The organism is Tritonibacter sp. AK171 (genome assembly GCF_030127025.1).
GTDB lineage: Bacteria > Pseudomonadota > Alphaproteobacteria > Rhodobacterales > Rhodobacteraceae > Epibacterium > Epibacterium mobile.
Window position 1 is genome coordinate 1,296,020 of record NZ_CP126134.1, and the last position, 25,937, is coordinate 1,321,956.

Below are 25,937 nucleotides of genomic sequence, written 5' to 3' on the forward strand. Positions count from 1 at the left end.
CATGAGCGGACGTCCGGAACAACTGTTCCCGCTTTTTGCGGAATTGGAGACTTTGCAAGGTGTCGGTCCAAAAACCGCCGAACACTTTGCACAGTTGCAGATCACGGCACCGCGGGATCTGTTGTTCTCTCTGCCCTATAGCCTCGTGGATCGGCGTCGGCGCGAGACCATTCGGGGGCTTGAGTTGCCCACCACGGCGACGGTTGAGATCACGGTCGGACGCCATCGCCCCGCACGCAATAAGGGCGGGGCCTACCGGATCGATGTGACGGATCAGGAAACGGAGTTTCAACTGGTCTTTTTCCACGGGCGGAGCCGCTATCTAACCGCGCAATTGCCGGAAGGGTCCCGCCGTGTGGTTTCGGGCAAGCTGGAGCTGTTCGACGGCATGGCGCAGATGGTCCACCCGGATCACATGCTGCCGCTGGAGGAGGCGGGCGATATTCCGGATTTCGAACCGGTGTATCACCTGACCCACGGCATCACGCAGAAAACCATGTTCAAGGCGGTGCAGAGTGCCTTGCAAAGGGTGCCCGAACTCACCGAATGGATGGACGCATCCTATAAGGCCAAACGGGGCTGGGCGGATTGGCACGAGGCCATCGCCACAGCCCATGCGCCGGGGCATCTGAGCGATCTGGAGCCCGAAGCCCCGTCGCGGGCCCGGCTTGCCTATGATGAGTTGTTCGCCCATCAACTGACGCTGGCCATTGCCCGCTCGGTGGAGCGTGAACAGCCGGGACGCAGCTCTGTCGCCACGGGAAAACTGCAAAGCAAAGTGCTCTCTGCACTGCCGTATAAGCCCACGGGCGCACAGGGGCGCGCGATCGAAGAGATCACAGCCGATATGGCCTCCGGGCGGCGTATGAACCGGTTGCTGCAAGGCGATGTCGGGGCGGGCAAGACGCTGGTGGCCTTTATGGCGCTGCTGGTGGCCGTGGAGGCCGGTGGCCAGGGCGTGATGATGGCGCCGACAGAAATCCTTGCGCGTCAACATCTTGAGGGGCTGAAACCCCTGGCCGATGACGCCGGTGTGGTGCTTGAGATCCTGACAGGGCGTGACAAGGGCAAGGACCGGCGCGCCAAGACCGAGGCGCTGCAACGTGGCGATATTCATATCCTTGTCGGCACCCATGCGGTGTTTCAGCAGGATGTTGTCTTTGACGATTTGCGGTTGGTCATTGTCGACGAACAGCACCGCTTTGGTGTGCGGCAACGGATGGAACTGGCTGAAAAGGGCAAGCGTGCCGATGTGCTGGTGATGACCGCGACGCCGATCCCGCGCTCGCTGGCGCTGACCCAATACGGTGATATGGAGGTCTCGATCCTCGACGAGAAACCACCGGGACGCAAACCGATCAAGACCGCGATCCTCAGCACCGAACGTATGTCCGAGGTGGTGGACCATCTGCGCCGCGCTATTGCCGAGGGACGGCAGTGTTATTGGGTCTGTCCGCTGGTCGAAGAATCCGAGGTCATGGATCTGACCGCTGCGGATGAGCGTTTCAAACACCTGCGGGCGGTGCTGGGCGATGATGTGGTGGGGCTGGTGCATGGTCAGATGCCCCCCGCAGAAAAAGACGCCGCCATGACCGCCTTCCAGGAAGGGCGTACCCGGGTTCTGGTGGCAACGACGGTGATCGAGGTGGGGGTGAATGTGCCCAATGCCTCCATCATGGTAATTGAGCGCGCCGAGATCTTTGGCCTTGCGCAATTGCACCAGTTGCGCGGACGTGTCGGGCGTGGAACGGCCCAATCCACCTGTCTGTTGATGTATCAGCCACCGCTCACCGAGGGCGGGCGCAGGCGGCTTGAGGTACTGCGCGAAAGCGAGGATGGTTTTGTCATCGCCGAAACCGACCTGCAAATGCGCGGTGCAGGTGATGTGATCGGCACCGCCCAATCCGGCCTGCCGCGTTTCCGGATCGCGGATCTGGAACGGCAGGCGGATCTGATGGCAATCGCCCAGAGCGACGCACGCGCCCTGATGACCTCTGATCCGGATCTGACCAGCGACCGGGGGCGCGCGGCGCGCACGCTATTGTGGCTGTTGCGTCAGGATGAGGCTATCCGCCTGATTTCAGTGGGATAATTCGTTCCTCTGGGAATGTGTTCTCATCTTTGTTCTACTTTGTTCGCAGATGTTCTTAAAAAGTTCTTTACACGACTCGCGCAAAATGAGAACAAAAGGACAACAAGGCGTCGCGGACGCATGACAGAGATCGAGGAGGTTTCCAGATGGTTACGCAATTCAAATCCGCACTGCGCAATTCACAGTCCACCCTGTTGCAGGATGCTCTGGGCGCGGCGTCTCTGGTTGTCATGCTGATCGTCGGACTGCATCTGCCGGGCCTGATCTAAACGACGTCTTCACGCCTTTTGTAACCCGTTCACAGTTTCCTTTGTGCTGTCATGCCGGGGGCACCAGCCTCAAGTCCCGTAAGGATCGATTGCCTGTTCGATCCGCACCAGAGTTTTCCCTCCGGTGTTTGGTGTCTCCCGGGTCCCGCATGACTGCGCTTTGACTTACCGCCGCCATCTGCCCGGATGTGCGGCGGTTTTTTCTTGTTTACTGCTGTTTAGGAGAGAATGGCACCGCGGCAGGTCAGGCGCAGTCGGCCTTTTGTGCGGTTTGCATCGCCTCCAGCGTGGCCTCTAAGGCTAGCATAATTGACGCGTGCCGGTTCTTAAATTCTCGGGCCGGCGTCAGCACTTCGAGACCGTCAAATGGGGCATCCGGGGCAGGGCCGCCCTCGGTCAGCATCGCCTTGAGCTGATCGCGCGCTGTTTCAACCTCACCCGTGCTGCGCCCGATGATCGCCGCGCCGACAACCGCGGCTGAGGCTTGCCCGAGCGCACAGGCTTTGACGTCCTGTGCAAATCGCGCGACTTTGCCATCCTCCAGCGCCACATCTACCGTTACAGTTGACCCACACAGGGGCGAGCGGCGCTTTACCGTCGCGTCGGCATGTTCCAGCCGTCCCTGATGCGGTATATCCGTCGCAAGAGCGAGGATCTTGGTGGAGTAGAGCTTGATCAGGTCGGTTTCGCCGGACATGTCGTGTTCCTGGGTTTCCCTAAGGCCGTGTTCCCCATACATAGGGGCGCGCCCCTGAGATGCAAAAGGTTTTTGACATGCAAGATCTGGTGAAATTTTCGCCCGAAACACTCACTTACAATGAGGCCGGTCTGGTGCCCTGTATCGCGCAGGACGTGGAAAGCGGCGAGATCCTGATGATGGCCTGGATGAATGCGGAAAGCGTTGCCAAGACACTCGAGACCGGGCGGGTGACCTATTGGTCGCGCTCGCGCCAGTCGTTCTGGATCAAGGGCGAAAGCTCCGGCCACGTTCAGGAGTTGGTAGAACTGCGCGTCGACTGTGACCGGGATGCGCTATTGGCGATGGTGCGGCAAACCGGCCCCGCGTGCCACACCAACCGGCGCAGTTGTTTCTACACCGCTGTGCGCGATGGGGACGAAGTTGAGATTATGACGCCAATGGCCTGATAATTCTCTCTTTTCAATCCAATCCGACAAGCGCTCTGATGTCTTGCGGACTCGCACCTTCGGCACGATATTTCGCAATCGCGCGGGCGTCGTCCCGCTTGGCGAGGCGCTTGCCCTGCGGATCGCGGATCAGTCGGTGGTGGTGATAGTGCGGCACGGGTAGATCCAAGAGGGCTTGCAAAACCACATGGATCTGCGTGCTCTCAAACAGATCTGCCCCACGCACTACATCGGTGATCCCCTGATCTGCATCGTCCACCACCACGGACAGGTGATAGGAGCTGCCCATATTGCGGCGCACGAGAATGATGTCGCCCACCGCCTGAATTAGGTGGTCCCGTTCGAGTGAAATACATCCGCCAAGATCCTGCGATGTCTCAATAAAAGCCAATTGAGAGAGCTGCTCCAGCGCGGCCGCCATATTGAGGCGGATCACATCATTCGGACCGGCCTCCGCTATGCTGCGCTGGCGACAGGTTCCGGGGTAGATCCGTCCATCGGGGCCGAACTGCGGCACGCCTTCCTGGGGAGCGCCCGCAGCCAGCTCAATATCGGAGCGATTACAACGGCACGGATAGGTCAGCCCACGCGCATTGAGCCGTTCTAGCGCCGCACGGTATCGTGGCAGGCGATCTGATTGGCGCAAAACGGGTGTGGGCCACGTTAGGCCCAGCCACGTCAGATCCTCATAGATCTGCTCCTCCCACGAGGCCCGGGCGCGGGATTGGTCGATATCTTCAATACGCAGCAGGAACTGACCGTTCTGCCGTTTGGCCATGTCGGACGCGAGCAGCGCAGAATAGGCATGTCCGAGATGCAGTGGCCCAGTCGGAGACGGAGCAAAACGAGTGGTGAAGGTCACACTTTTTCAATCACATAGACGTCAGCGTTCAAGTCGAGGCCCGGTAGGTGCGGGCCATTTTCCTTGAATAGCAACCGGGCCGCCCCGCAATCAAGCCATTCATTCATCGCACCGATGTAGCTGGGATCGGCAAGCGCATGATCGTTCAGAGAAAATGCCAGCAGATCGCCCCGGTTCAGCCCATGCATCAAATGCCCAAAAACGGAGGCCGGTGCCGCCCCGGTACCCAGCACGCCACAGGCGACAACGGCTTTGTAGACACCTGATTTGAACGGGGTGCTGCTGTCGGGATCAATCTGTGTCAGGTGCCTGTGCGCGCCCTTGCTGCGGGCGACGTTCAGCATTTCCTGCGAGGGATCAACGCCATCTATGGTCTCATATCCAACCCGGCGCAGCGCGATCCCGGAGAGCCCGGTCCCGCAGCCAAAGTCCAGTAAGGGTGCCGTAGCATCAGGCAGCACAGACCAGAGCGCATCCGCAATCCGGCCGGGAGTCGCATAATTATTTTCAGCGATTTCCGCATCATAGCTGGCTGCCCAGCGATTGTAATGGTCGACAGTCTCTTCAACTGTACTGAGACCGTAGACCTTTTCGAGGAACTTTTCAGTCATGATCCCAGTCTAAAGCCGGGATCATGCGCGCGTCCATCAAAAGTTTTGCAGCCAGTCCTGCCACGCCGCCTTGGCGCGGTCGGTATAGGCTTTGTAGCGGTCCTTGCGCCCGCGACGCCCACCTTTCAGCCCGTCAACAGGGCGGAACAGGCCGAAGTTCACATTCATCGGCTGAAAGGTTTTGGCCTCAGCGCCGCCAGTAATGTGATGGATCAAGGCCCCCATGGCGCTGTCCTGCGGCACGTGCGGTAGCTCTTTGCCGAGGATCTCTGCCGCAGCAAGACGCCCGGCCAGCAACCCCATCGCAGCACTTTCGACATAGCCCTCGACGCCCGTGACCTGACCGGCAAAGCGGATGTTGGGCTTTGATCTCAGCCGCATCTCATGATCCAGCAATGTGGGCGAGTTCAGGAATGTGTTGCGGTGGATGCCGCCAAGGCGCGCAAAACTTGCATTCTCCAGCCCCGGAATCATACGGAAAACATCAGCTTGGGCGCCGTATTTCATCTTGGTCTGAAAGCCGACGATATTGAACAGCGTGCCCAGCGCATTGTCGCGGCGCAGCTGCACCACGGCCCAGGCTTTCTCGTCCGGTTTATGCGGATTGGTCAGGCCCACGGGTTTCATCGGGCCATGGCGCAGGGTCTCGCGCCCGCGTTCTGCCATCACCTCGATCGGCAGGCAGCCGTCGAAGTATCCGGCGGTCTCGCCTTCGTGGAACTCGGTCTTGTCTGCAGCCAGAAGCGCGTCGATGAAGGCCTCGTATTGATCCTTGGTCATCGGACAATTGAGGTAGGCGGTGCGCTCTTCCTCGGTTTCGCCCTTATCGTACCGTGACTGCATCCAGGCTTGCGACATGTCGATGCTGTCGGCGTAGACGATCGGCGCAATGGCATCGAAAAACGCCAGTCGCTCTGCGCCGGTCTCGCGCTGGATTGCCTCACCCAAGGCAGGCGAGGTCAGCGGGCCGGTGGCAAAGATCCACTGGCCGTCCGCGGGCAGGTCGGTGACTTCCTCGTAAGAGATCCGCACGTTGGGCAGGGCCTTGAGCTTGGCCGTCACGGTTTCCGCAAACGGGTCGCGGTCTACCGCCAGGGCGCCACCGGCGGGCAGGCGGTGCTCGTCCGCCGTGGTCATGATCAGACCATTGGCCGCGCGCATTTCCCAATGCAAAAGCCCCACGGCGTTCTGCTCGTCATCATCCGAACGGAAGGAGTTGGAGCAGACCATTTCGCCCAAGTTGCCGGTCTGGTGGGCAAAGGTTTCAACCTTGGGCCGCATCTCGTGGATCACCACGTTGACGCCCATGTGGGCCGCCTGCCAGGCGGCCTCGGATCCGGCCATTCCGCCGCCGACGATATGAAGCTCTTGTGTCATGACAGGGCACATAGGGCAGGTGGCCTGCGGGCGCAATATCGCCTGATGGTAATCGGTGCGGGGAGGCGCAAATAATTAGGGCCGCAGCTTCGTGGACGTCAAACCCGGGTGAGAGATCCGGTAGGAGGGACGATCCGAAGCAGCGGCCCGAATTGCGGCAAGCCAGTTGGCCTGCCCAACTCTTGCCACTTTCTTGCCTTCTTTAGAAGCCTCAATATGGAAACAATATCGCGCCATTCGTAAACAAAGGCTGAATTATCCGAAAATTTTAGAAAAAATCATTAGAAGTTCTAAACCCGTGAAAGGCAGGACCTGAAATGCCGTGGCGTTTTATGCAAAATTTCTTGAGCGCCGCTTCACTGCGTGCAGACTGACGATCAGTCAGTGGCGGAGGCTCCGGGATGGAATTGGTTTTTGAAAAAGAGGGGCTGAGCGCCTATTTGGAGGACGTTTTCCCCCAGATCCGGGGTGAGTTCAGCATTGATGAGCTGAGCCCCGGCGCGATCACCATGCGCCTGAACGTCCAGGATCGGCACCTGCGTCCCGGTGGAACTGTGTCGGGGCCTTCCATGTTTGCGCTGGCCGATGTGGCGGTCTATGCGCTGGTGCTGGCGCATCTGGGACGCGAGGCGCTTGCGGTCACGACCAATGCCTCGCTTGATTTCATGCGCAAACCTGAAAGCGGCTGCGATCTGCTGGGGCAGGCGCGGCTGCTGAAGCTTGGCCGCAGCCTGGCCGTGGGGGATGTGCTGCTGTTCTCCGAAGGAAAGCCCGCGCCGGTTGCGCGTTCGACCATGACCTATTCGATCCCGCCGAAACGATAAAAGCGCCCGCGGATCGCTCCACGGGCGCTCTTTAAGTGTCCTGTTCAACCTATTTCAGGGGAACAATTTTTTGACATAACCCGGCAGGGCAAACGCCGCCTTGTGCACTTCGGGCGTGTAGTAGTCGGGGGTGAGGTTCGCGGCGGCAAAGCGCGCCGCGAGCGTTGCCAGATCCACATCGCGCGCCTTGGTCGAGTGGCTGCCCCAGCCAAGCGCCATCGGGCCGCCGACATAGGTCGGAATGGTGGCGAGATAGCAGGTCGCGTCCTGAAACAGCGCTTGAAAGGCCCGCATCGTATTGGTCAGCTCGTCCCCTTGCATAAAGGGCACGCCATTCTGGGTGACGATGATGCCGTCCTCGGTCAGGGCGCGGGCGGCATGGCCGTAGAATGTATCGGTAAACAGAACCTCACCGGGGCCGATTGGGTCGGTGGAATCGACAATGATGACGTCGAATTTGTCATCGGTCTCCTTCATGAAGACTGCGCCATCGTTGATCACCAGATTGAGCCGCGCATCGTCAAAGGCACCCTGGCTCAACATCGGCAGGTATTCCTTTGAAAAATCGACAACGCCTGCGTCGATTTCCACCATTGTGACATGCTCGACCGACGCGTGTTTCAGCACCTCACGGGCAATGCCGCCATCGCCGCCGCCAATAATCAGCACACGTTTTGCGGCCCCGTGCGCCAAAATCGGCACATGGGTCAGCATCTCGTGATAGATGAAGTTGTCGCCTTCGGTGGTCTGAACCACGTCATCGAGCGTCAGAACGCGTCCGAAGGTGCCGTTCTGAAAGACCTTGAGCCGCTGGTGCTCGGTCTTGCTGTCGTAATACATTTCGCTCACCCGTAGGGATTGGGCGAAATAATCGTGCAGGCGTTCGGTGTTCCAGACCTCATCCGTCATGCCGCGATCTCCTTCGCGACGATTTCCTCGCCGCGCAACAGTTCGCGCACCTCGACCACATCGGTCTCAAAGGCAGATTTCAGCACATCGACAGCCTTCCATGGCTCTGCATCGCCACACATGAAGACGTCAAATGCGCCGTAGCCGATTTCCGGCCAAGTGTGCACGGAGATATGGCTCTCGGCCAGCACGGCCACACCGGATACGCCCTGCGGCGAGAATTTATGGGTGTGGATGTGCAGCAGGGTTGCGCCGCAAACCTCGACCATCTTGCGAAAAGCGTCCTCAATCCGGGTCTGACAGTCCAGACCGGTGCCTTTCATCACTTCGATGATCAGATGGGTGCCGGCAAAAACCTTGCCGTCGCGACGGATGAAGTGATCCTCGCGGTCGGCGTCGACCAAAGAGTTCACAATAGCGGTGGGTACACCGCGGGCGGTATCTTCCTCATGGGCGCCTGTCTCCAGACCGATCCCCAGTTGGAAGAGGTTGGCGTCAGACATGACACTCCCCTTCGTTCCAGTAGATGACAATCCAGACGGTCCTTAGCGCCCCCCCGAATAAGAGTTCAGGGTTGGGATCGGTACCGAAAGTGAGGGGCAGATAGGAAAGCGCAAAGATTCGATCAAGGCAAAAATTTATGAAAGTCGTTTTGCACCGTCGGGAATGAAAAAAGGCCGGAGACGAGCTCCGGCCTGCCAGTTGGTTCTGTGCCCCGGGGATCAGGGTCTCCAGAACGGAAGAGTTCCTTCGCGCATGGCGTCCTCTCGTTGGAGGCCGATATCGCGCAACTGATGGGCGTCGAGGCGGCTCAGTTGGCGGCGAGTGCGCTTTCGGACAGACCATTTGGTGACCAGAACCGCAAATCCGATCGCCGCTTCAGCAACCATCGGCAGGGCCGGGCGGTTGGTCAGATAGGCAAGGTGTGTCGGGTGTTCTGTCACATTTGTCATGATCTGTCTCACATTTTGTATTGATGCAATCTGAATGTACTGGCATGTAATGCGTACAAAACGTGATACGGATTGTCTAAGCGGAGATTGTGATGGGTACAATTTGGCCCTCCACCTTGACCGGATCGCTGGCCGAAAAGCCCGGCCCGAAATACAAACGAGTCGCAGATACGATACGATTGGCGGTCGAGAGTGGTACATTACAGGTGGGGTCGAAACTGCCACCTGTGCGGGAGTTGGCCTATCAGCTCAGCATTACACCGGGCACTGTCGCGCGCGCCTATACCATACTGACTGACGAAGGTATCCTGCAAGCAGAAGTTGGGCGTGGCACCTTTGTTGCAGAGCGTGAAACGGCTGTTATGGATGACGTGTGGTCGCGCCAATTGCATCTGCTTGAGCGGTCCAACCCCAATCATGTCTCGCTCTTTAGTCCGCGTCTTGTGGATGTCGGACAGGTCAAACTGATCCGTGAAGCCCTGCGTAAAGCGGCGGATTGCGACCGTTTGGCACTGCTGAATTACCCGACACGAGATGCTTATCAGCCGGTGCGGCAAGCGGTGGTCGATTGGTTGTCAGACACGCCGCTTGGCCCCCTGACGGAACGAGATGTCGTGTTGACCCATGGCGGACAGAACGCGGTTATGACCGTCATGCAGGCGATCCTCAAGGATAGCAATCCCACCATTCTGGTCGAGGATCTCTCCTACGCCGGGTTTCGTCGTGCGGCAGAGATACTGCGTGCTAAAGTTGTGGGCGTAGCCATTGATGAATACGGGATTGTGCCCGATGCGCTCGAGGCGGTGATCAAAAAATCCGGTGCGGCGGTGCTTTGTACCAGTCCCGAGGTGCACAATCCCACCGGTACATTCACGCCGCTTGAACGGCGAAAGGAAATCCTCGCTATCTTGCGGCGACACAATGTGCAGCTGATCGAGGACGATTGTTACCGTATGGGAGAGGCGCGTGCGCCGACCTACCGGGCGCTTGCACCGGAACTCAGCTGGCATGTGACCTCTATCTCCAAATCACTGACGCCGGCGCTGCGCGTTGGGTTTGCGATTGCGCCAGTTGGCAAGTCTGCGGATCTGCGCCGAGTTGCGGAATATGGTTTCTTCGGTCTGGCGCAGCCATTGGCAGAGGTCACACGTGTGTTGCTGTCAGATCCGCGCAGCAAAAAACTGGTCCAGACCGTGCGCGATGAGATGGCCGAATATGTCCGGGTTGCGGTGAACGCGCTGGGGGCCTTTGAGTTGACGTGGGATTCACAGGTGCCGTTTCTGTGGCTTCGGCTTCCTTCGGGGTGGCGCGCCGGGGCGTTTACCCGTGCAGCCGAAGGGCAGGGGGTGCAACTGCGCTCTGCTGATGAGTTTGCGTTGCGCGATGGGCGAGCGCCAAATGCGGTGCGCATCGCCATCAACGGGCATGTCACATTGGCGCGATTTGAGGATGCAATGCTGCGTTTGCGTATGCTTTTGGATAACCCACCTGAGCAAATCAGCGTCTGAACGCTCCGCAATGTGGGGTATTTTAATACCTATTTTTTAAACCATTGAAATTACGCATTTTTATGTGATTTTGCTATGTTGACTGTTGTGTGACAGCGCCGTAAACCCCGTCCATCGAATTCAGATGGAGTCGCTTGCGGCGCTATCGTCACGACAAACAGGATTGACCTGACATGAAAACCTTCTCTGCTACCCCGGCAGACATCGACAAGAAGTGGATCATCATCGACGCCGAGGGCGTGGTGCTGGGCCGTCTTGCGTCGATCGTTGCCACCCGCCTGCGCGGCAAGCATAAACCGTCGTTCACCCCCCACATGGACATGGGCGACAACGTAATCGTCATCAACGCTGAAAAGATCCAGATGACCGGCAAGAAGCGCGAAGAGCACTTCTACTGGCACACTGGCCACCCGGGCGGCATCAAATCCCGCACCAAACAGCAGATCCTCGAGGGTGCACACCCCGAGCGCGTGGTCATGCAGGCCGTTAAGCGCATGTTGCCGGGCAACCGCCTGTCCCGTCAGCAGATGACCAACCTGCGCATCTACGCTGGTGCTGAGCACCCGCATGAAGCCCAGAGCCCCGAAGTTCTGGATGTCAAATCCATGAACAAGAAAAACACCCGGAGCTAATGACGATGGCTGATCAGATCAACACTCTCGAAGAGCTGGGCGCTGTCGCAGGCGTCGAAACCGCAGCCGAAGAGCTGGCCCCGCGTGAACCCGTTCGTGACGAACTGGGTCGTTCCTACGCCACTGGCAAGCGGAAAGACGCAATTGCACGCGTTTGGATCAAGCCGGGTTCCGGCAAGGTCGAAGTGAACGGCAAAGAGATCAACAAATACTTCGCACGTCCGGTGCTGCAGATGATCCTGCGTCAACCCTTCACCGTTGCCGGTGTGGAAGACCAGTTCGACGTCTACGCAACCGTTAAGGGCGGTGGTCTCTCCGGTCAGGCTGGCGCGGTCAAGCACGGCATCTCCAAAGCGCTGCAGCTTTATGATCCCTCCCTGCGTGGTGCACTGAAAGCCGCAGGCTTCCTGACCCGCGACAGCCGCGTTGTGGAACGTAAGAAGTTCGGCCGCCGCAAGGCCCGTCGTTCCTTCCAGTTCTCCAAGCGTTAAGCTGCTGGATCACATCAATATGCAAAAGGCCGCCTTTCGGGCGGCCTTTTCTTTTGTCGTGTCGGCCTGAGGTGGCTTCTTTGCCGCCCCACTTGCCCTAACAGCTAGGGGCTGATCTCAGGTTCAACTGGCACGGGGCAGAGCGATAGCCTCGTCGTCCGCTGAGGGCTCGCTCTGCGCAGGGGCCGAAACCGTCTGATCGCCGTGAATTTTAAACCGCTGCACAATGTCTCCCAACTGCTGGGCGTTGGTATTGAGCATATTGCTGGCGGCTGTTGTTTCCTCAACCATCGCCGCGTTTTGTTGCGTGACCTGATCAAGTTGAACAACACCGGTGTTGATCTCCTCCAGACCTGTGGATTGCTCTGCAGCACCTTCGGCGATTTCGCTCACCAGAGTCGAGATATGCGTGACCTGGGTTACGATGCTTTCAAGCGCCTGGCCTGCATTGCGCACCAGATCGACACCGCGTTCAACCTGAAGCGAGCTGTTTCCAATCAGAGACTTGATCTCCATTGCCGCATCCGAGGATCGCTGTGCCAAAGCACGGACTTCGGATGCAACAACCGCAAATCCACGTCCCGCTTCGCCAGCGCGCGCGGCTTCGACGCCAGCATTCAAGGCCAGAAGATTGGTCTGGAAGGCGATATCGTCGATCACACCGATAATCTGTGCAATCTGTTCAGAGCCTTTTTCGATCTCCGCCATCGCCTTTACGGCGTCTCTGACCACCGTGCCGCTTTGGGTGGCTTCGGTCTTGGCATCCTCTGTGGTGCGCTCAACGGTACGCGCGCCATCTGCCGCAGATTTGACGCTGGCGGTCAACTCTTCTAGGGCGGCTGCGGTTTCCTCAAGCGTGGCCGCCTGACTTTCGGTGCGATGCGAAAGGTCGCTTGCCGCCTGATCGATTTCCGCAGCACCGGATCGCAGACTGCTGGCTGCCTCAATCACCCGTTCTATCGACTCACGTAGCCGTCCGATGGTTTGGTTGAAGTCTGCGCGCACATCTTCGTAATCAGCGGGGAAGGTGTTGTCGAATTTAACCGTCAGATCTCCGTCGGACAGGCGCGAGAAGCCATTGCGCAGTTCGCTCACAACAAAGTCCTGCTCTTTTTTGCGCTTGCCTTGTTCAACCTCCAGCGCCTTGGCGTCGCGGATCATTTGCAACGCCTCTTGCTTGAAGGTGTAGATCACACGGGCCATGCGGCTGAGTTCATCTTTGCCATCGATGCCATGGACGTGGATATCGTAGTCTCCCTTGGTGAAACCTTCGACCACTGCGGTCAGCCCATGGATACGTTTGATGACTTTTTCAAACATGATGACGGCGAATGCCAAACAGCCCAAAGCGGCAACCGCACTCAGAATCGCAAAGTTTCGAAATGCAGTGCCCGCGCGTTGTTCGATACTGGTCGAAATCTGGTTGATTTCAGTGGCGAGACGTTCTTCTTCTGCCCTGAGGGCATTGATCCAATTGGTAGAGATGGCAAACCAACGCGGTGCTGTCAGATCGCCGAAGTCACCGCTTTCATAACCATCCACAATCGCTTTTCGAGCCTGCGCAATCTGGGCGTATTCCTCTTTTGTCAAAAGCTCTGCCATCCAGACGTCCAGATCAACCAATGCGTCCACCTCGTTAAGATGCGCCATCTGCGCGCCGCCCAGAGAGACAAAACGATCATGCAAGGGCAGGCCAAATCCCCCCCCAAGACCGGTAGCGCCCATAGCGCGTTCCAGCCCTGCGGCTTCTTTTGCTGCACCGAGTAACGTCCGCGCCTGAGCCAACATCTGCAATTTCTGAGAGGGCGATGCCGATTGTACAGGGCGCGCCAGATCGAGCATCATGCCAATGGTGGATGTGTAGAACTTTGCCATTTCCGGCACGGTGAGTTCAAAGCCATCAACCTGTTGACGCATATCTGCAAGCTGTTCCGTGCGAGCGCGCACCATGTCCGACAGCTCAGGTTTTTTGAGCGCGAGAGAGCGCACGTCCGAAAGGACGGTATTCAGTGCTTCATCCGTCATCTGCCGCTGTTCAGACAGCTCTTGTGGAAAGTTCTTGCCCTTTGATGCGATGAATCCTGCGGAATAGCCGCGCTCCTTTTGCATCTCGTGAACAAGTGTGTTGACCAGCGTCTCTTCGAGCGTTTTTTCCCGCGTTTCGCGCGCAAGTGAGTAATCGTCCCACTGCATCTGCAACTCGTCCGCAGCAAAAAAACAGGCCAATGCGATCAGCGGGCCGATCACCAGAAACATTACAAATCGCAGACGCATAGCAGACTCCTCGAAATGACCGCGAACGGAGCCGAAACTAGGGAAGGGCTATTAACTCATGCTGAAACAAGAATAAGTCTAGCGTTAAAAGCGTCAGGCCTTTTTTAAGTGCTTAATTGTTGTGCATGTAGGGAGGTGTCAGAGGTCTGGGTCAATCAATCCCAACCCGCGCAGATAGATCCCGATCCCCGTTTCCAGCAGATCCTCCGGTGCATAGGGGGAAGCGGTGCCGGGGGCGTTTCGGGCGTAGAGCTCTACGACGCCGTGGCTCATCGCCATGATGTGGGCCGAAAACATTGAAGCAGGCGGGCGTTTTTCCGCCGGGATATGCTGGCTGAGTTTTGTCGCAGCATGTTCCAGAACCCCGCGGGCGCGGCTTGCTGCCTCGGCAAGTTCGGGTGTGCGATTTGCAGACACACCGCTTTCAAACATCGCGATATAATGACCGGGATGTTTGCGCGCAAAGGCGAGGTAGGCGCGGCCAGTGGCCTCAAACGCCGCAAGGGCAGAGGGCTGATATTTGTCATAGGCGTGCTGCATGAGATCCGCAAACATCAAGAACCCTTGTCGCGCGGCCTCGGCAATCAGATCCTCTCGCCCTTCGAAATGGCGATAGACGGCAGCCGGGGTGACGCCGGCCTGCTTGGCGGCCTCCGATAGGGTGAACCCCGTCGGGCCCTTCACCTCAATGAGGCGAAGAGCAGCCTCCACAAGAGCCTGACGGAGATTGCCGTGATGGTAGCCGCGTTTAGCCATCCCAGATTTCGGGGCCTCCGCAAATCAAAGGATCGGCCGATCCAATCGCGTCCTTGTCTTTATTGGCGTAGTCTACCGACTGTAGCACGTGGCGGATCGCTTCGAGGCGGGCGCGTTTTTTGTCGTCAGACCGCACGATTGTCCATGGCGCGTGGAGGCTTTGACTGCGCTCCAGGGTTTCCTCGATGGCCTTGGAATAAGCGTCCCAGCGCTTTAGCCCCTCAACATCGATCCAGCTGAGTTTCCATTGTTTGAGCGGATCACGCTCACGGGCGAGGAACCGGCGCAATTGTTCGGCACGACCCACGTTCAGCCAGAATTTAAAGAGCTGGATGCCCTCATCCACCAACATTTTTTCAAAGTCTGAAACCTGAGAAAAGAAGTGCTCGCGCTGGCTATGGGTGCAAAATTCAAACACCTGCTCCACCACGCCACGATTGTACCAGCTGCGGTCAAAGAACACGATCTCGCCGCCGGAAGGCAGTTGCGAGATATAGCGTTGAAAATACCACTGCGTCGCTTCTGTCTCGGTGGGTTTCGACAGTGCGACGACACGGGCGCCACGCGGATTAAGGTTTTCGCGAAAGCGCTTGATTGTGCCTCCTTTTCCTGCGGCGTCACGGCCCTCAAACACGATGGCGACACGTTGGCCTGAGGCCTTTACCGAGGCCTGAAGTTTGACCAGTTCGACCTGCAGCGCCTTGTATTGATCCTTGTAATCCCCTTTGGAGATTTCCGCGTCATACGGGTAGCTCGGGTTCAGGATATCGTCCTTGCCCGCGTCATCGATCGCTTTGCGGATCTCTTTGGGCGCAGCTTCCTGAAAATACGCGCTGATTGCTCCGTCAAACGGCAAACTCATATCAGACCCATCCTTTCTTGCCCGCATATTCCTGAAGCATCACTCTTCAATGTTAAAGCGATTAACGCAAGTTTGCGCGTGCTGCGGCCCGGTTCACCGCATCCACAATGGATTGTGTATGGGTCTGATGCGGCATATGCCCAACACCCGGTAGTGGGGTCAGCCGCGCGGTGGAACTGTCCTGCACAAGCCGTTCTGCGTGAATGGAAATTCCCACCGTTGTATCTGCAGTTCCATGCACGATCTCGATTGGCATCTCAAGCTGCGGATATAGCGGCGCTATGGCCTCAATCTCTTTCAGCAGGTTGGCGCGTTGTTTGGCATTGGCACGCAAAGAGCTGCGGCGCAGGCTCATGGCCAGACCGAAATGCTCCGCAAACCCCTCAGGCACCGCTTGCGGGGCAAACACCTCTTCCAAAGAGGAACGCACATAACTTTTGGGGACAAAAGCAGTCAGAACCGGCACGATCAACGCGCCGCCAAGGCGCGAGGAGGTCAGTTTGTAGAATGTCGGCAACTCCGCATCCCAAGGGTGGGAGACGCCAGAGACATTAACCACTGCGGCGGTGCGCTGAGGAAACTGTGTCGCCCATGCAAGAGCCACCGCACCGCCATAGCTTTGCCCAAGTACAATCGGGCGGTCCACGCCAAGGCTGGCGCTTGCTTTTTGCAGCACGGCGGCTTGGGTTTGGATGCTGGTGCCTTTTTCGGTTAGGGCATCGGAATAGCCCAGCCCCGGGCGATCAAAAATCAGAATGTGATAGGCGTCTTCCAATGCAGGCGACAGCCGGAACGTCATGTCCCGGCTGCTGCCGTTGGAGCCGTGGATCAACACCAGATCCGGAGCGCTGCCTTGGGGCTGACCACGTTTAACCACATGAATCTGATGGCCATCGACGGTGACGAACTGACCTTGTGGCGGGTGGTTGGCCATCGCCTGCGCTTCGCGCGCAGGGGCGCGCAGGGCGGTGGCAAGTCCAACACCTGCAACGCTGAGCGTCAGGCCAAGAGCAACAATTGCACTCATCCGCACAGATCAGGCCCTGAGGTCCGTGGTATCCAGACCGATGCGCTCCACATCATAAGGGGTGGTCTGGTAAATCTCAGACACCCAGTTGCCATAAAGAAGATGCGCATGGCTGCGCCAGCGGTTGAGCGGGCGCTGGCTTGGATCGTCATCGGGGTAGTAGTTGATTGGTACGTTGATCTCGGTGCCGCTGGCGACATCGCGATCATATTCCTGCTTCAGCGTGTCGCTGTCATACTCAAAATGGTTGAAGATATAGAGCGCGCGGTGGCCTTTATCCTCGACGAGGCAGGGTCCCACATCCGGGCTGCCCAACAGCGTCGTCAACCCCGGAGCCGCGTCAATCTCGCGCTGGCTCATCTCGGTCCAGCGGGAGACAGGGATCACAAAATCATCAGAAAATCCCCGCAGGTAAGGCGAGGTCGGCTGCAGGTTCCGATGCCGGAAACAGCCGAAGGCCTTGTGATCCAGCATATGTTTGCGCACGCCGTGGAAGTAATTGATCATCGCCATGCCACCCCAGCAGACGCCAAAGGTGGAGTGCACATTGGTCTGGGTCCACTCAAACACCTCGCAGAGTTCCTGCCAGTAGGTGACATCCTCAAACGGCAAATGCTCAATCGGCGCGCCGGTGATGATCAGCCCGTCGAACTTTTCATCCCGAACTTCCTCGAACGGACGGTAGAACTCTTCCATATGCTCGGCGGCGGTGTTCTTGGTCTGATGCTCGGTCATACGGATCAGCGAGAATTCAATCTGAAGCGGCGTGGCGCCGATCAGACGGGCAAACTGGTTCTCCGTCTGGATCTTCTTGGGCATCAGATTGAGGAGGCCGATTTTGATCGGACGGATATCCTGACGCGCCGCGTGATCCGGCGACATGACCATAACGCCCTCGTCCGACAGGACGGAGTAGGCGGGCAGGTCAGCGGGGATCTTGATAGGCATGTCAGGTCCTTCTTAGGTTCGCTAGAAATAGCAGGGTGCTGTTAATTAAGTCTGTTCTGAGCCTGCCTCAAGGGCGGATGCGATCAACTCCTCGAAATCGAGTGTGCTCCGCACCTGCGCCACCTGATCGGCGGTGACGGTGACGCCCCAGTTCCTTGCCATCGCCTCATAGCGGGGCTGACGATGTGCCAATGCCTGAGCATAGGTCCAGCGCAAGAAGGAATGGGGATCAACATCTTCGTCTGAGATATTGTTTCCACTGAGATATTCTTCCCAAACGCGGGTTAGAAAGGCGGGTTGATACGCCATCGGCTTGGGCGCGCGATCAAAGCGACGGATCAGCTCTTGGGTGTGGTCTTCGGTACCTTTGATCCAGACCAGAAGCGTGTGCGCACTGAGTTCTGTCAGGAGCTTATCGTTGGGATCATCGGCGTCCACCCATTCGCAAATGGAGCCCCCGGAATCGCAAATGAAATGCGGATAGCTATAAATCCGCTCCGAACGGTCGATAAAGTAGCGCGTGTCCAGCAGCGCGTCGATTTCAGCGCGACGGAACTGGTCCTGCCGGGTGCGATATTCCTCAATCGGCAAGCCTCCCTTACGCGCATCACCCGGCACCCCAAGATAGGCGGTCACAGCGCTTAGGTTTTCAAAGGTGATATTGGAGGAAATATCAATGGAATCTGACAGCAGCAGGTCGCGCAGGAAGGGAACTTTCATCGCCTCCGCCTTGGCGTTATCGGCGATATACTCCCCCATATACCGGGTGCCAATACGGTAGTCGGCAGAGTAGTGAAACCATTGACCGGAATGGCGCAGGATATTGCTGATATAGGTCTTTCCAAGGCCGGACATGCCAAAGAAAAGAACCCGTTTGGAGGGCGCGTCGCGCCATGCCTGAGCTGAGGTATAAAGCATAAAACTGCTGCCTTTTTCGCGGTCTACGCTGCCTTGCTAGACAGGCTGGGGCGGCAGGTCAATTGTGCTTGGCAGGTAACGATGCGCAAGGCATTGCAGCCGCATCAAAAAAGCCCCGCTAACAAGAGCGGGGCTTTGAGCTGTCAACGGATCTTCTATTTAGAAGTAAAAGCCCACTTTGACCGCGAGGCTCAGAGCATCGTTGTCGTTGAAGTTGGCAACCGGTGTGCCGCCAGGAGCCGCAACTGCATCACCCAGTTTGGTGTAGCGTACGCCCGCAGCGACTTTCATCTTTTCGGTCTGATACTGCACACCGAGGCGGATGGCTTCCATTCCATGTGTGGGCGCCAGCGGTGACACCAGATTGTCGCCATCGGCATCCTCATAGATATAGGCAAGCGATGCGGACCAGTTCTGATTGAAACGGCGGCCCACGCCGATGGTGTAGGTGAAAGAGTCATCGAGATCGATCAGATCGCGCCCACCCAATGCGCCAAGCACGACGAGATCGGTGACGCTGTGTTCTGCCCAGCGCACATTACCAAACAAGATGGTGTCTTTTGCGATACCGGATTGGAAATCAAGGTTCACGGACTGCGGCGTCTTGGTTGTGGTGCTTGTGTTGAGAGTCGTGCCACCGATGAATGGAACACCTGCTGGCGTGGTTTCAACCAGATCAAAGTTGTGCTCGATCTCAGACTGATAGGTCAGCGCAAAACGCAACGCGATATCAGGGATCTCGTAGGCGACGCCGGCAACCCAGCCAAACGCACCATCGCGGCCAACTTTCACGTTATAACCGGAGAGCGGGACAGTTGCGTTATAGGCTGCGCCCGCCAGGGTGATTTCGCCATCAGTTTCCTGATAGCGCAGGCCGCCATGGACACTGAAACGGTCATTGAACTTGTAGCGGAGCAGGGCCGTAAGCGCATTGGAATCCGCTTGCGCCATGGTGCCACCCAGCAAAGCAGAGCCGCCAGTGGTTGGATAGTCGACATCCACACCCCAAGGTTGATCAAAGATCACCGCCAGAGACAGTTGTTCCGTGATGTCGGTTTTGAACCCGCCGCTCAGCATGTTGAAGCGCTTGCCTACATCCCCGGTGGCAGAGCCAAACGGGTTGAGCGACGTACGGTCATTGCCGCTGAGTTCAACATCCGTGGTCGCGAAAGAAAACTCCGCGTAGGTGCCTTCCTCAAAGATCAGACCGATGGGCTGGCCGGTGCGGTCAAGCCCGCTCGCCATGGCGCTGGACGCCAGAAGCGTCGTAGCAACGGATGCTGCGATGTAATGTTTCATAAATGTCCTCCCTCAGGCGCTTGGCGACATTTTGTGTCGCACCGCGTTCTGCTCTGAGCGTAAAGGGAATGTGACACACCTCGCAATGTTGACGGGACGGCAGCTTGTGTCGCGGCAGTGCGTCAATAGGGCTACTGTTGCCGGGAGGATACAATATTGATGAAATTGCCCGCGAGAATAAGTGCCGCACCCACGAAGAGCCAGATTTCAACCGACTCACCATAGATCAACCAGCCGAGCAGGGCGATAAAGGGCAGTCGGGCAAAGTCAATTGGCACAACCAATGCGGCAGGAGCCAGTGACAGCGCATTGGTGATGCAAAAGTGTGCACTGAGCCCCGCGCAGCCGATAATCAGGATGAATGGCAGGCTTTGCGCATCGGGTAGGGTGATATCAAAATCCCATCCCGCAAAGATGATCCCCATGATCAATTGCATCGTGGTGAGCCAGAACATAATCGACCAAATGCTCTCATTTCGAGTTAGGCGTTTGGTGGCGATATTGGTCAGGGCAAAGAAAATTGCCGAACCCGCTGCGCAGGCCAGACCAATGTTGAATGTCGCTGGGCTTGGCCGAGCCACAATCAGAATACCGATAAACCCAAGCGTGACGGCAATACCGCGCATGCGCGTGAGTTTTTCGCCCAGCAACAGAGGGGCCAACAGAATGACCCAGATCGGAGAGGTGAATTCCAACGCAAAAACCTGCGCCAACGGAATGACGGATACCGCATAAAACCAAAGGTTTTGACCGGTAAAATGCGCCATATTCCGCAGCCCATGCTGCGCAAGACGTTTGGTGCTGACCATATGCCAGCGCCGCAGCACCGTGATCGCAGCAGCAACCACGATGACCCCCACAAAGCTGCGATACATCATGATTTCAAACGTATCGAGCGACAGGCTGGCCTCCCGGCCTGCGATCGCCATCGCCGAAAAGGACAAAATCGCACCGATCATCCAGATCGCAGCGCGCAAAAGCGTGTTGTCCTGCTCTGACGCAGGTGTGGTTGCGCTGCCCGGCATGATGGTCCTCACTGTACTTTTGTGCAGAAAGGGTTAAATGCCCGGCAGCGTCAACCCCGATCAGGCCGCGCGTTGGTCCTGCATCAGATCGAGATCACGCCCTGAAGCGATATAATCGTCGACGATGGCCTCCGGATTGAAGTTCAAATTGTGGATATGGATCGCGATTTGTTCGACAAGTTCGGATTGGGCCGAGATCTGATTGGCGTTCTTTTTCTTCGGCAAAACCGGTTTTTGCTGAATGCCCAGCTCTGTCAGAAACTCGGAGGCCGCTTTCTCGCGCGTTACAGTTTCGAGCTGAATTGGCAGGAATGTGAGGCGATCAGAATAAACGCGTTGATAGTAGACCTGTCGGCACTCCATTTCCAAGGTGTACCATATCGCACATCCCACTTGCCCAAGCTTCAGAAACGGCTCTGATTTCAAAATTCTGTTGGGGTACTGCGGGTCTAGGTACCATTGCCACAACAGTGATATATTGCTGAAATCATGCCGATTGATATAGCTGGCGCATTGCTTGGCCAAATCTCGGCGCAGGACGATGATTTTGGCATCTTTCGCCCGCGGATGATCCGCAAGCGCCTCAATCAGCCCGCATTTTCGCAGCGTGTGGTTCGTTTCGCCATAAGGGGCATCGGTAGGTAAAGCGGCGAGCTTATTTGACCAGAACTGGCGCACCTCGGAATTATACCCATAGGTGTTGAAGCTGCGCATCAGCCGAATGCTCGGCATGCGGGTTTCGAAATCCTCGATCGCGAGCGGCTCGTGAATGACGGGGAAACCCAGATTGGCTGAGAGGAAATCTGCAAGCCAAGCCGACCCTGAACGACCCGAGGCGAGAGAAAAATAGAGATCGGAGATGGCACCACTCCCTTATTTGGTGTCCGATCTCCGTATCAGTCCGGGCGTTAATATCAGGTGTGCAAGTGCCGAAAAACAAAAGGGGTTTCATGCGCCTATAAAAAAGCCCCGGCGCAGTGCACCGGGGCTTGTAAGAGGTGAAACCTTCAGATCATTCCCACTCGATTGTGCCCGGAGGCTTTGAGGTGATGTCGTAGGTGCAACGGTTGATGCCTTTGACCTCATTGATGATCCGTGTTGCGGTCTCACCAAGGAATTCATGGCTGAACGGGTAGTAATCCGCCGTCATGCCATCCACCGAGGTGACCGCGCGCAGGGCGCAGGCGTAATCGTAGGTACGGCCATCGCCCATCACGCCGACGGTGCGCACCGGCAGGATCGCCACAAAGGCTTGCCAGATCTCATCATAAAGACCGTGTTTGCGGATCTGGTCGATATAGATCGCATCCGCCTCGCGCAGGATGTCCAGCTTGTCGCGGGTAATCTCGCCGGGGCAACGGATCGCCAGACCCGGTCCGGGGAAGGGGTGCCGTCCGATGAAACTGTCGGGCAGACCAAGTTCACGACCTAGGGCGCGGACCTCGTCCTTAAAGAGCTCGCGCAGCGGCTCCACCAGTTTCAGGCCCATCTTTTCGGGCAGGCCACCGACGTTGTGGTGCGATTTGATCGTCACGGACGGGCCGCCAGAGAAAGAGACCGACTCGATCACGTCCGGGTAGAGGGTGCCTTGAGCAAGGAACTCAGCGCCCTCGATCTGATCGGCGTATTTCTGGAACACGTCGATGAAGAGCTTGCCGATGATCTTGCGCTTAGTTTCCGGGTCGGACTGACCTTCCAGCTCGCCGAGGAACAGCTCGGTTTCATCCGCGTGGATCACCTGCAGGTTCATGTGGTCGCGGAACATACCTACGACTTCTTCCGCTTCGTTCTTGCGCAGAAGCCCATGGTCCACAAACACACAGGTCAGCTGGTCACCGATTGCCTCATGGATCAGGGCTGCTGCGACCGAGCTGTCAACGCCGCCAGAAAGGGCGCAGATGACTTTCTTGTCGCCGACCTGTTCGCGGATGGTGTCGACCATCTGCTCGCGGTAGGCCCCCATGGTCCAGTCGCCCGCAAACCCAGCCAGACGCACGAAGTTTTCATAAAGCGTCTTGCCGTTGGGCGTGTGGTGCACTTCGGGGTGGAACTGAACGGCGTAGAAATTCCGTTCCAGATCCGCCGTGATCGCAAAAGGCGCATTGGGCGAGGTGCCGTAAACCTTAAAACCAGGTGCGATTTCAGAGACATGATCGCCGTGGCTCATCCAGACCTGCTCGGTCTGATCAAGGAACCAGCCGCTGAGCATGTCGATGCGCTCTTCGGTCGGGGTCACATAGGCGCGGCCAAACTCAGCGGTGCCGTGGCCGGACTGAACGGTGCCACCCAGCTGATGCATCATCACCTGCTGGCCATAGCAAATACCGAGGATCGGCACGCCATAGTCAAAAATCTCTTGCGGCGCGCGGGGAGAGCCCTCGCGCGTCACGCTGTCAGGACCACCTGAGAAGATCACCGCCTTGGGCGCAAATTCGCGCACGAAGTCCATGGTGACATTCTGATAGGGGTGGATTTCACAATAGACGTTCAATTCGCGCAGGCGGCGCGCAATCAGCTGCGTTACCTGGCTGCCGAAGTCTATAATTAAAAGGCGGTCATGGGCTGTCTCGGTCATGCTTGGCTCTTAGGGTCTGGCGGGACGTCTGGCAAGAGGTCAGATTACCTGCCGCCGGGGTTTTCATCTTCTTTCAATGCTTCGCGCGGAACTTGGTAGTCCAAACCGGGCAGTTTGCCGTAAAATCCGGTCTCAGATGTCGCATTTATGCGAGAATAGCCGTTATCCTTCGGCGCGTCTTAATCTTGCTTCGGTAATCAGATTGCACAGAATTCATACTGTCGTGAGGAAGAACAATGACAGATGCAGCACCACGTCGTCGCAGCCGGGGTGGCGGTGGCGCCGCCCGTCGCGCCGAACGCACCAGCGTCAAGATTGAGACAGCGAAGTATATCGAGCGGAATATTCCGAACTACGAGGTGCTGACCGAAGAGGCGCTTGAGGTCATCGAGACCAACGCTGAAACCATCCTTGAGGAAGTCGGCGTCAATTTTGTCGACAACCCCGCCGCGCTGGATCGCTGGCGTGAGGCCGGAGCGGATGTGCAGGGCGAACGGGTTCGCATTCCGCGCGGTTTGGCGCGTAAGCTTTGCGAAACCGCACCGAGCGAGTTCACCCAGCACGCGCGCAACCCGGAGAAATCCGTGGTGATTGGCGGCAAGAATCTCGTTCTTGCTCCCATTTACGGCCCGCCCTTCGTGCGCGATGCCAACGGTGGCCGTCGCTATGCGACTCTGGAAGATTTCCAGAAGTTCGTGAAGCTGGGCTATATGTCGAAGTGGTTGCACCACTCTGGCGGGACCGTGTGCGAACCAACGGATGTGCCGGTGAACAAACGTCACCTCGACATGTTGATGGCGCATATGGAGTTGAGCGACAAACCCTTTATGGGATCAGTCACAGAGCCGAGCCGCGCGCAGGATTCCGTTGACATGTGCGGTGTCCTGTTCGGCAAAGACTTTGTGCAGGAAAACACCGTGATGACCTCGCTCATCAACATCAACTCGCCAATGACGTTCGACGATGTGATGATGGGCGCTCTTGAGGTCTACGCACAGAACAACCAAGCCTGCATTATCTCTCCGTTTATCGTCGGGGGCGCGATGGCGCCGGTGACCATTGCGGGCACGCTGACACAGGTTTTGGCTGAGGTATTGGCCGGTGTTGCTTACAGTCAACTGATCCGTCCCGGCGCCCCTGTGATCTTTGGGGCGTTTGTGTCCTCAATCGATATGAACTCCGGCGCGCCGACCTTTGGCACACCTGAGGCATCGATGGTCACATATGGGGCAGGGCAATTGGCACGGCGTCTTAATCTGCCGTTCCGCTCTGCCGGGTCTTTCTGCGGCTCCAAACTGCCCGACGCGCAGGCCGCATACGAAACCGCAAACTCGCTCAACATGGGCTTGCTGGCGGGCGTGAACTTCATGCTGCACTCTTGTGGTTGGCTTGAGGGTGGTCTGGTCGCGGATTTTGAGAAATTCGTGATGGACGCCGACCAGCTTGGCGCGCTGCATGGTTTGGCCAAAGGCATCTATATGGATGAAAACGGGCAAGGCATGGATGCGATCCGAGAGGTTGGTCCGGGTGGTCACTACCTTGGTTGCGCGCATACGCAGGCGAATTTCAAGACGGCATTCTGGAAGTCTAACCTCTTGGACTACAAACCGTTTGAACAGTGGGAAGAAGAAGGCGCGCGCGACACTTACAAGCTTGCAACTTCCCGCGTGGAGCACCTGCTTGCGACCTATAAGCAACCCGAGTTGGATCCGGCGATCCGCGAGGCTCTGGTGGCCTATGTGGCTGAGAAAAAGGCGTCTATGCCCGACGCCTTTATGTAAGGACAGCCCATTCAGACTGATCAGACGGCGCCCAGTGTGGCGCCGTTTTTTGTTACCGTCCCTTTTGTGGCGCGCGACGCAAGATAGACGCGGCTTTCTGCAACAAGCGCGATCAAAACCTCAATATGGCGCGCAAAGGAATATCCGGGATTTTGTGATTTGCGCGCGGCTTCTTGTGCGGCTTCGAGGTCCAGCAATTGCATCAGGATCACAGCCAGCCCCTGAGAGGCAGGGTTGCGCAGCAGGCGTTTCAGATCACGGTGGCGGACATAATCATCCGCACCAAAGCGGGCGCTGCGCGCCAGCAGACGCGGACGGTTTAACAGTGTGAGCCGTGTAACGAGATCCTGCATGACATTCCCCAGTGAACTTGTGAACGATGAGGGGAATAATACTCAACCCAAGCGGGTGTTGCGAAAATTGACATATGAGCGAACGGTCCATTTCCGATAGATTTGAAAATTTGTGGCAAAGTTTCTGGGTTGCCAAAGTTCAAACGTTCAGGATCGGGGGGATCATCACGGTCATGATGCAGGTCATCTGACTTATGACCGGTGGCGTGGGCCTGGGCACAGTTGGGGGTCAGCTATGACTGGAGTAACCAGGCCGTTTTTGCCGGATTGGGTACCTGTTGAAGTTTCACGATATCTCTCACACACGGTCTCGCAGATTTCGATCCGCGAGCTTGCCCGCTCTGCGGACTGTCACCCGTCCACGGTGATGCGTCAGATTCATCGGGTAGAACATCAGCGCGAAGACCCCCTGATAGATGGTGCGTTGCAGTATCTGTCGACAGTT

The 25,937-nt window shown here is 57.4% G+C and carries 26 protein-coding genes; 8 read left to right on the top strand and 18 right to left on the bottom strand.

Translation table 11 applies throughout. The features are described 5' to 3' along the window. The first annotated feature begins 1 nt into the window (after window position 1). Window positions 2-2,092: an ATP-dependent DNA helicase RecG gene (gene recG, locus QNI81_RS06160; protein ID WP_283967705.1), complete on the top strand. Its 2,091-nt coding sequence runs from the start codon at window positions 2-4 to the stop codon at window positions 2,090-2,092. Between the two features lie 146 nt (window positions 2,093-2,238). Continuing rightward, complete coding sequence (locus tag QNI81_RS06165; protein WP_255729556.1) at window positions 2,239-2,361, top strand: hypothetical protein; 123 nt, start codon at window positions 2,239-2,241, stop codon at window positions 2,359-2,361. Between the two features lie 244 nt (window positions 2,362-2,605). Here the strand turns inward: QNI81_RS06165 and QNI81_RS06170 are convergent, their stop codons facing one another. Next, entirely contained in the window at window positions 2,606-3,058 is a 453-nt protein-coding gene (locus tag QNI81_RS06170; RefSeq protein ID WP_283967706.1) for an iron-sulfur cluster assembly scaffold protein, read from the bottom strand. 59 nt (window positions 3,059-3,117) lie between these two features. Between QNI81_RS06170 and hisI the strand changes: the two genes are divergently transcribed. Further along, entirely contained in the window at window positions 3,118-3,507 is a 390-nt protein-coding gene (gene hisI, locus QNI81_RS06175; protein ID WP_065333960.1) for a phosphoribosyl-AMP cyclohydrolase, read from the top strand. 13 nt (window positions 3,508-3,520) lie between these two features. Here the strand turns inward: hisI and gluQRS are convergent, their stop codons facing one another. Genes gluQRS through trmFO form a run of 3 tightly spaced genes read right to left on the bottom strand, consistent with a single transcriptional unit; the run spans window position 3,521 to window position 6,357 of the window. Then, complete coding sequence (gene gluQRS, locus QNI81_RS06180) at window positions 3,521-4,369, bottom strand: tRNA glutamyl-Q(34) synthetase GluQRS (RefSeq protein WP_283967707.1); 849 nt, start codon at window positions 4,367-4,369, stop codon at window positions 3,521-3,523. Beyond that, window positions 4,366-4,980, bottom strand: a complete 615-nt coding sequence (locus QNI81_RS06185; RefSeq protein WP_283967708.1) for a class I SAM-dependent DNA methyltransferase — start codon at window positions 4,978-4,980, stop codon at window positions 4,366-4,368. The genes gluQRS and QNI81_RS06185 overlap by 4 nt, the downstream gene beginning before the upstream one ends. A 36-nt stretch (window positions 4,981-5,016) precedes the next feature. Then, entirely contained in the window at window positions 5,017-6,357 is a 1,341-nt protein-coding gene (gene trmFO / locus QNI81_RS06190; RefSeq protein WP_283967709.1) for a methylenetetrahydrofolate--tRNA-(uracil(54)-C(5))-methyltransferase (FADH(2)-oxidizing) TrmFO, read from the bottom strand. A 401-nt stretch (window positions 6,358-6,758) separates the two neighbouring features. Between trmFO and QNI81_RS06195 the strand changes: the two genes are divergently transcribed. After that, window positions 6,759-7,181 carry a PaaI family thioesterase gene (locus tag QNI81_RS06195; RefSeq protein WP_283967710.1) on the top strand — a complete coding sequence of 141 codons (423 nt, stop codon included), beginning with the start codon at window positions 6,759-6,761 and terminating at the stop codon, window positions 7,179-7,181. Between the two features lie 54 nt (window positions 7,182-7,235). On the opposite strand, the gene speE is transcribed toward QNI81_RS06195, so the two are convergent. The 3 genes from speE to QNI81_RS06210 all read right to left on the bottom strand — a co-directional run bounded on the left by speE (window position 7,236) and on the right by QNI81_RS06210 (window position 9,043). After that, entirely contained in the window at window positions 7,236-8,090 is an 855-nt protein-coding gene (gene speE, locus QNI81_RS06200; protein ID WP_283967711.1) for a polyamine aminopropyltransferase, read from the bottom strand. Continuing rightward, window positions 8,087-8,593, bottom strand: a complete 507-nt coding sequence (gene speD, locus QNI81_RS06205; RefSeq protein ID WP_009176470.1) for an adenosylmethionine decarboxylase — start codon at window positions 8,591-8,593, stop codon at window positions 8,087-8,089. Before speD ends, speE begins: the two co-directional genes overlap by 4 nt. Window positions 8,594-8,812: 219 nt before the next feature. Further along, a complete protein-coding gene (locus tag QNI81_RS06210; protein WP_005611666.1) occupies window positions 8,813-9,043 on the bottom strand; it encodes a DUF1127 domain-containing protein in 231 nt (76 codons plus the stop codon). Window positions 9,044-9,135: 92 nt separating this feature from the next. Here QNI81_RS06210 and QNI81_RS06215 point away from each other — a divergent pair, with 92 nt between their 5' ends. The 3 genes from QNI81_RS06215 (at window position 9,136) to rpsI (ending at window position 11,674) form a co-directional block, all read left to right on the top strand. After that, complete coding sequence (locus QNI81_RS06215; protein ID WP_005611664.1) at window positions 9,136-10,551, top strand: aminotransferase-like domain-containing protein; 1,416 nt, start codon at window positions 9,136-9,138, stop codon at window positions 10,549-10,551. A gap of 173 nt (window positions 10,552-10,724) precedes the next feature. After that, a complete protein-coding gene (gene rplM, locus QNI81_RS06220) occupies window positions 10,725-11,183 on the top strand; it encodes a 50S ribosomal protein L13 (protein WP_005611662.1) in 459 nt (152 codons plus the stop codon). Window positions 11,184-11,188: 5 nt separating this feature from the next. Then, window positions 11,189-11,674, top strand: a complete 486-nt coding sequence (rpsI, locus tag QNI81_RS06225) for a 30S ribosomal protein S9 (protein WP_005611659.1) — start codon at window positions 11,189-11,191, stop codon at window positions 11,672-11,674. Between the two features lie 123 nt (window positions 11,675-11,797). On the opposite strand, the gene QNI81_RS06230 is transcribed toward rpsI, so the two are convergent. The 10 genes from QNI81_RS06230 to guaA all read right to left on the bottom strand — a co-directional run bounded on the left by QNI81_RS06230 (window position 11,798) and on the right by guaA (window position 23,358). Beyond that, complete coding sequence (locus QNI81_RS06230; protein ID WP_283967712.1) at window positions 11,798-13,948, bottom strand: methyl-accepting chemotaxis protein; 2,151 nt, start codon at window positions 13,946-13,948, stop codon at window positions 11,798-11,800. Window positions 13,949-14,086: 138 nt separating this feature from the next. Further along, window positions 14,087-14,704 carry a TetR/AcrR family transcriptional regulator gene (locus QNI81_RS06235; protein WP_005611651.1) on the bottom strand — a complete coding sequence of 206 codons (618 nt, stop codon included), beginning with the start codon at window positions 14,702-14,704 and terminating at the stop codon, window positions 14,087-14,089. After that, window positions 14,697-15,566 carry a polyphosphate kinase 2 gene (gene ppk2, locus QNI81_RS06240; RefSeq protein ID WP_283967713.1) on the bottom strand — a complete coding sequence of 290 codons (870 nt, stop codon included), beginning with the start codon at window positions 15,564-15,566 and terminating at the stop codon, window positions 14,697-14,699. Before ppk2 ends, QNI81_RS06235 begins: the two co-directional genes overlap by 8 nt. 61 nt (window positions 15,567-15,627) lie before the next feature. Next, complete coding sequence (locus tag QNI81_RS06245; RefSeq protein WP_283967714.1) at window positions 15,628-16,593, bottom strand: alpha/beta fold hydrolase; 966 nt, start codon at window positions 16,591-16,593, stop codon at window positions 15,628-15,630. A 9-nt stretch (window positions 16,594-16,602) separates the two neighbouring features. Then, window positions 16,603-17,541, bottom strand: a complete 939-nt coding sequence (metA, locus tag QNI81_RS06250) for a homoserine O-acetyltransferase MetA (protein ID WP_005611646.1) — start codon at window positions 17,539-17,541, stop codon at window positions 16,603-16,605. Between the two features lie 45 nt (window positions 17,542-17,586). Next, window positions 17,587-18,459 carry an ATPase gene (locus QNI81_RS06255; protein ID WP_283967715.1) on the bottom strand — a complete coding sequence of 291 codons (873 nt, stop codon included), beginning with the start codon at window positions 18,457-18,459 and terminating at the stop codon, window positions 17,587-17,589. A gap of 159 nt (window positions 18,460-18,618) precedes the next feature. Continuing rightward, the gene (locus QNI81_RS06260) at window positions 18,619-19,758 is read right to left on the bottom strand and encodes an outer membrane protein transport protein (protein ID WP_283967716.1); all 1,140 of its coding nucleotides are present in this window, start codon (window positions 19,756-19,758) and stop codon (window positions 18,619-18,621) included. A gap of 131 nt (window positions 19,759-19,889) precedes the next feature. Further along, entirely contained in the window at window positions 19,890-20,783 is an 894-nt protein-coding gene (locus QNI81_RS06265) for a DMT family transporter (protein ID WP_110364332.1), read from the bottom strand. Between the two features lie 60 nt (window positions 20,784-20,843). Beyond that, entirely contained in the window at window positions 20,844-21,515 is a 672-nt protein-coding gene (locus QNI81_RS06270) for a hypothetical protein (RefSeq protein WP_283967717.1), read from the bottom strand. A gap of 280 nt (window positions 21,516-21,795) precedes the next feature. After that, window positions 21,796-23,358: a glutamine-hydrolyzing GMP synthase gene (gene guaA / locus QNI81_RS06275; RefSeq protein ID WP_065325851.1), complete on the bottom strand. Its 1,563-nt coding sequence runs from the start codon at window positions 23,356-23,358 to the stop codon at window positions 21,796-21,798. 236 nt (window positions 23,359-23,594) lie between these two features. Here guaA and QNI81_RS06280 point away from each other — a divergent pair, with 236 nt between their 5' ends. Continuing rightward, complete coding sequence (locus tag QNI81_RS06280) at window positions 23,595-25,139, top strand: trimethylamine methyltransferase family protein (protein ID WP_283967718.1); 1,545 nt, start codon at window positions 23,595-23,597, stop codon at window positions 25,137-25,139. 20 nt (window positions 25,140-25,159) lie between these two features. Here the strand turns inward: QNI81_RS06280 and QNI81_RS06285 are convergent, their stop codons facing one another. Then, window positions 25,160-25,492 carry a DUF6477 family protein gene (locus tag QNI81_RS06285; RefSeq protein WP_283967719.1) on the bottom strand — a complete coding sequence of 111 codons (333 nt, stop codon included), beginning with the start codon at window positions 25,490-25,492 and terminating at the stop codon, window positions 25,160-25,162. Between the last annotated feature and the right edge of the window lie 445 nt (window positions 25,493-25,937).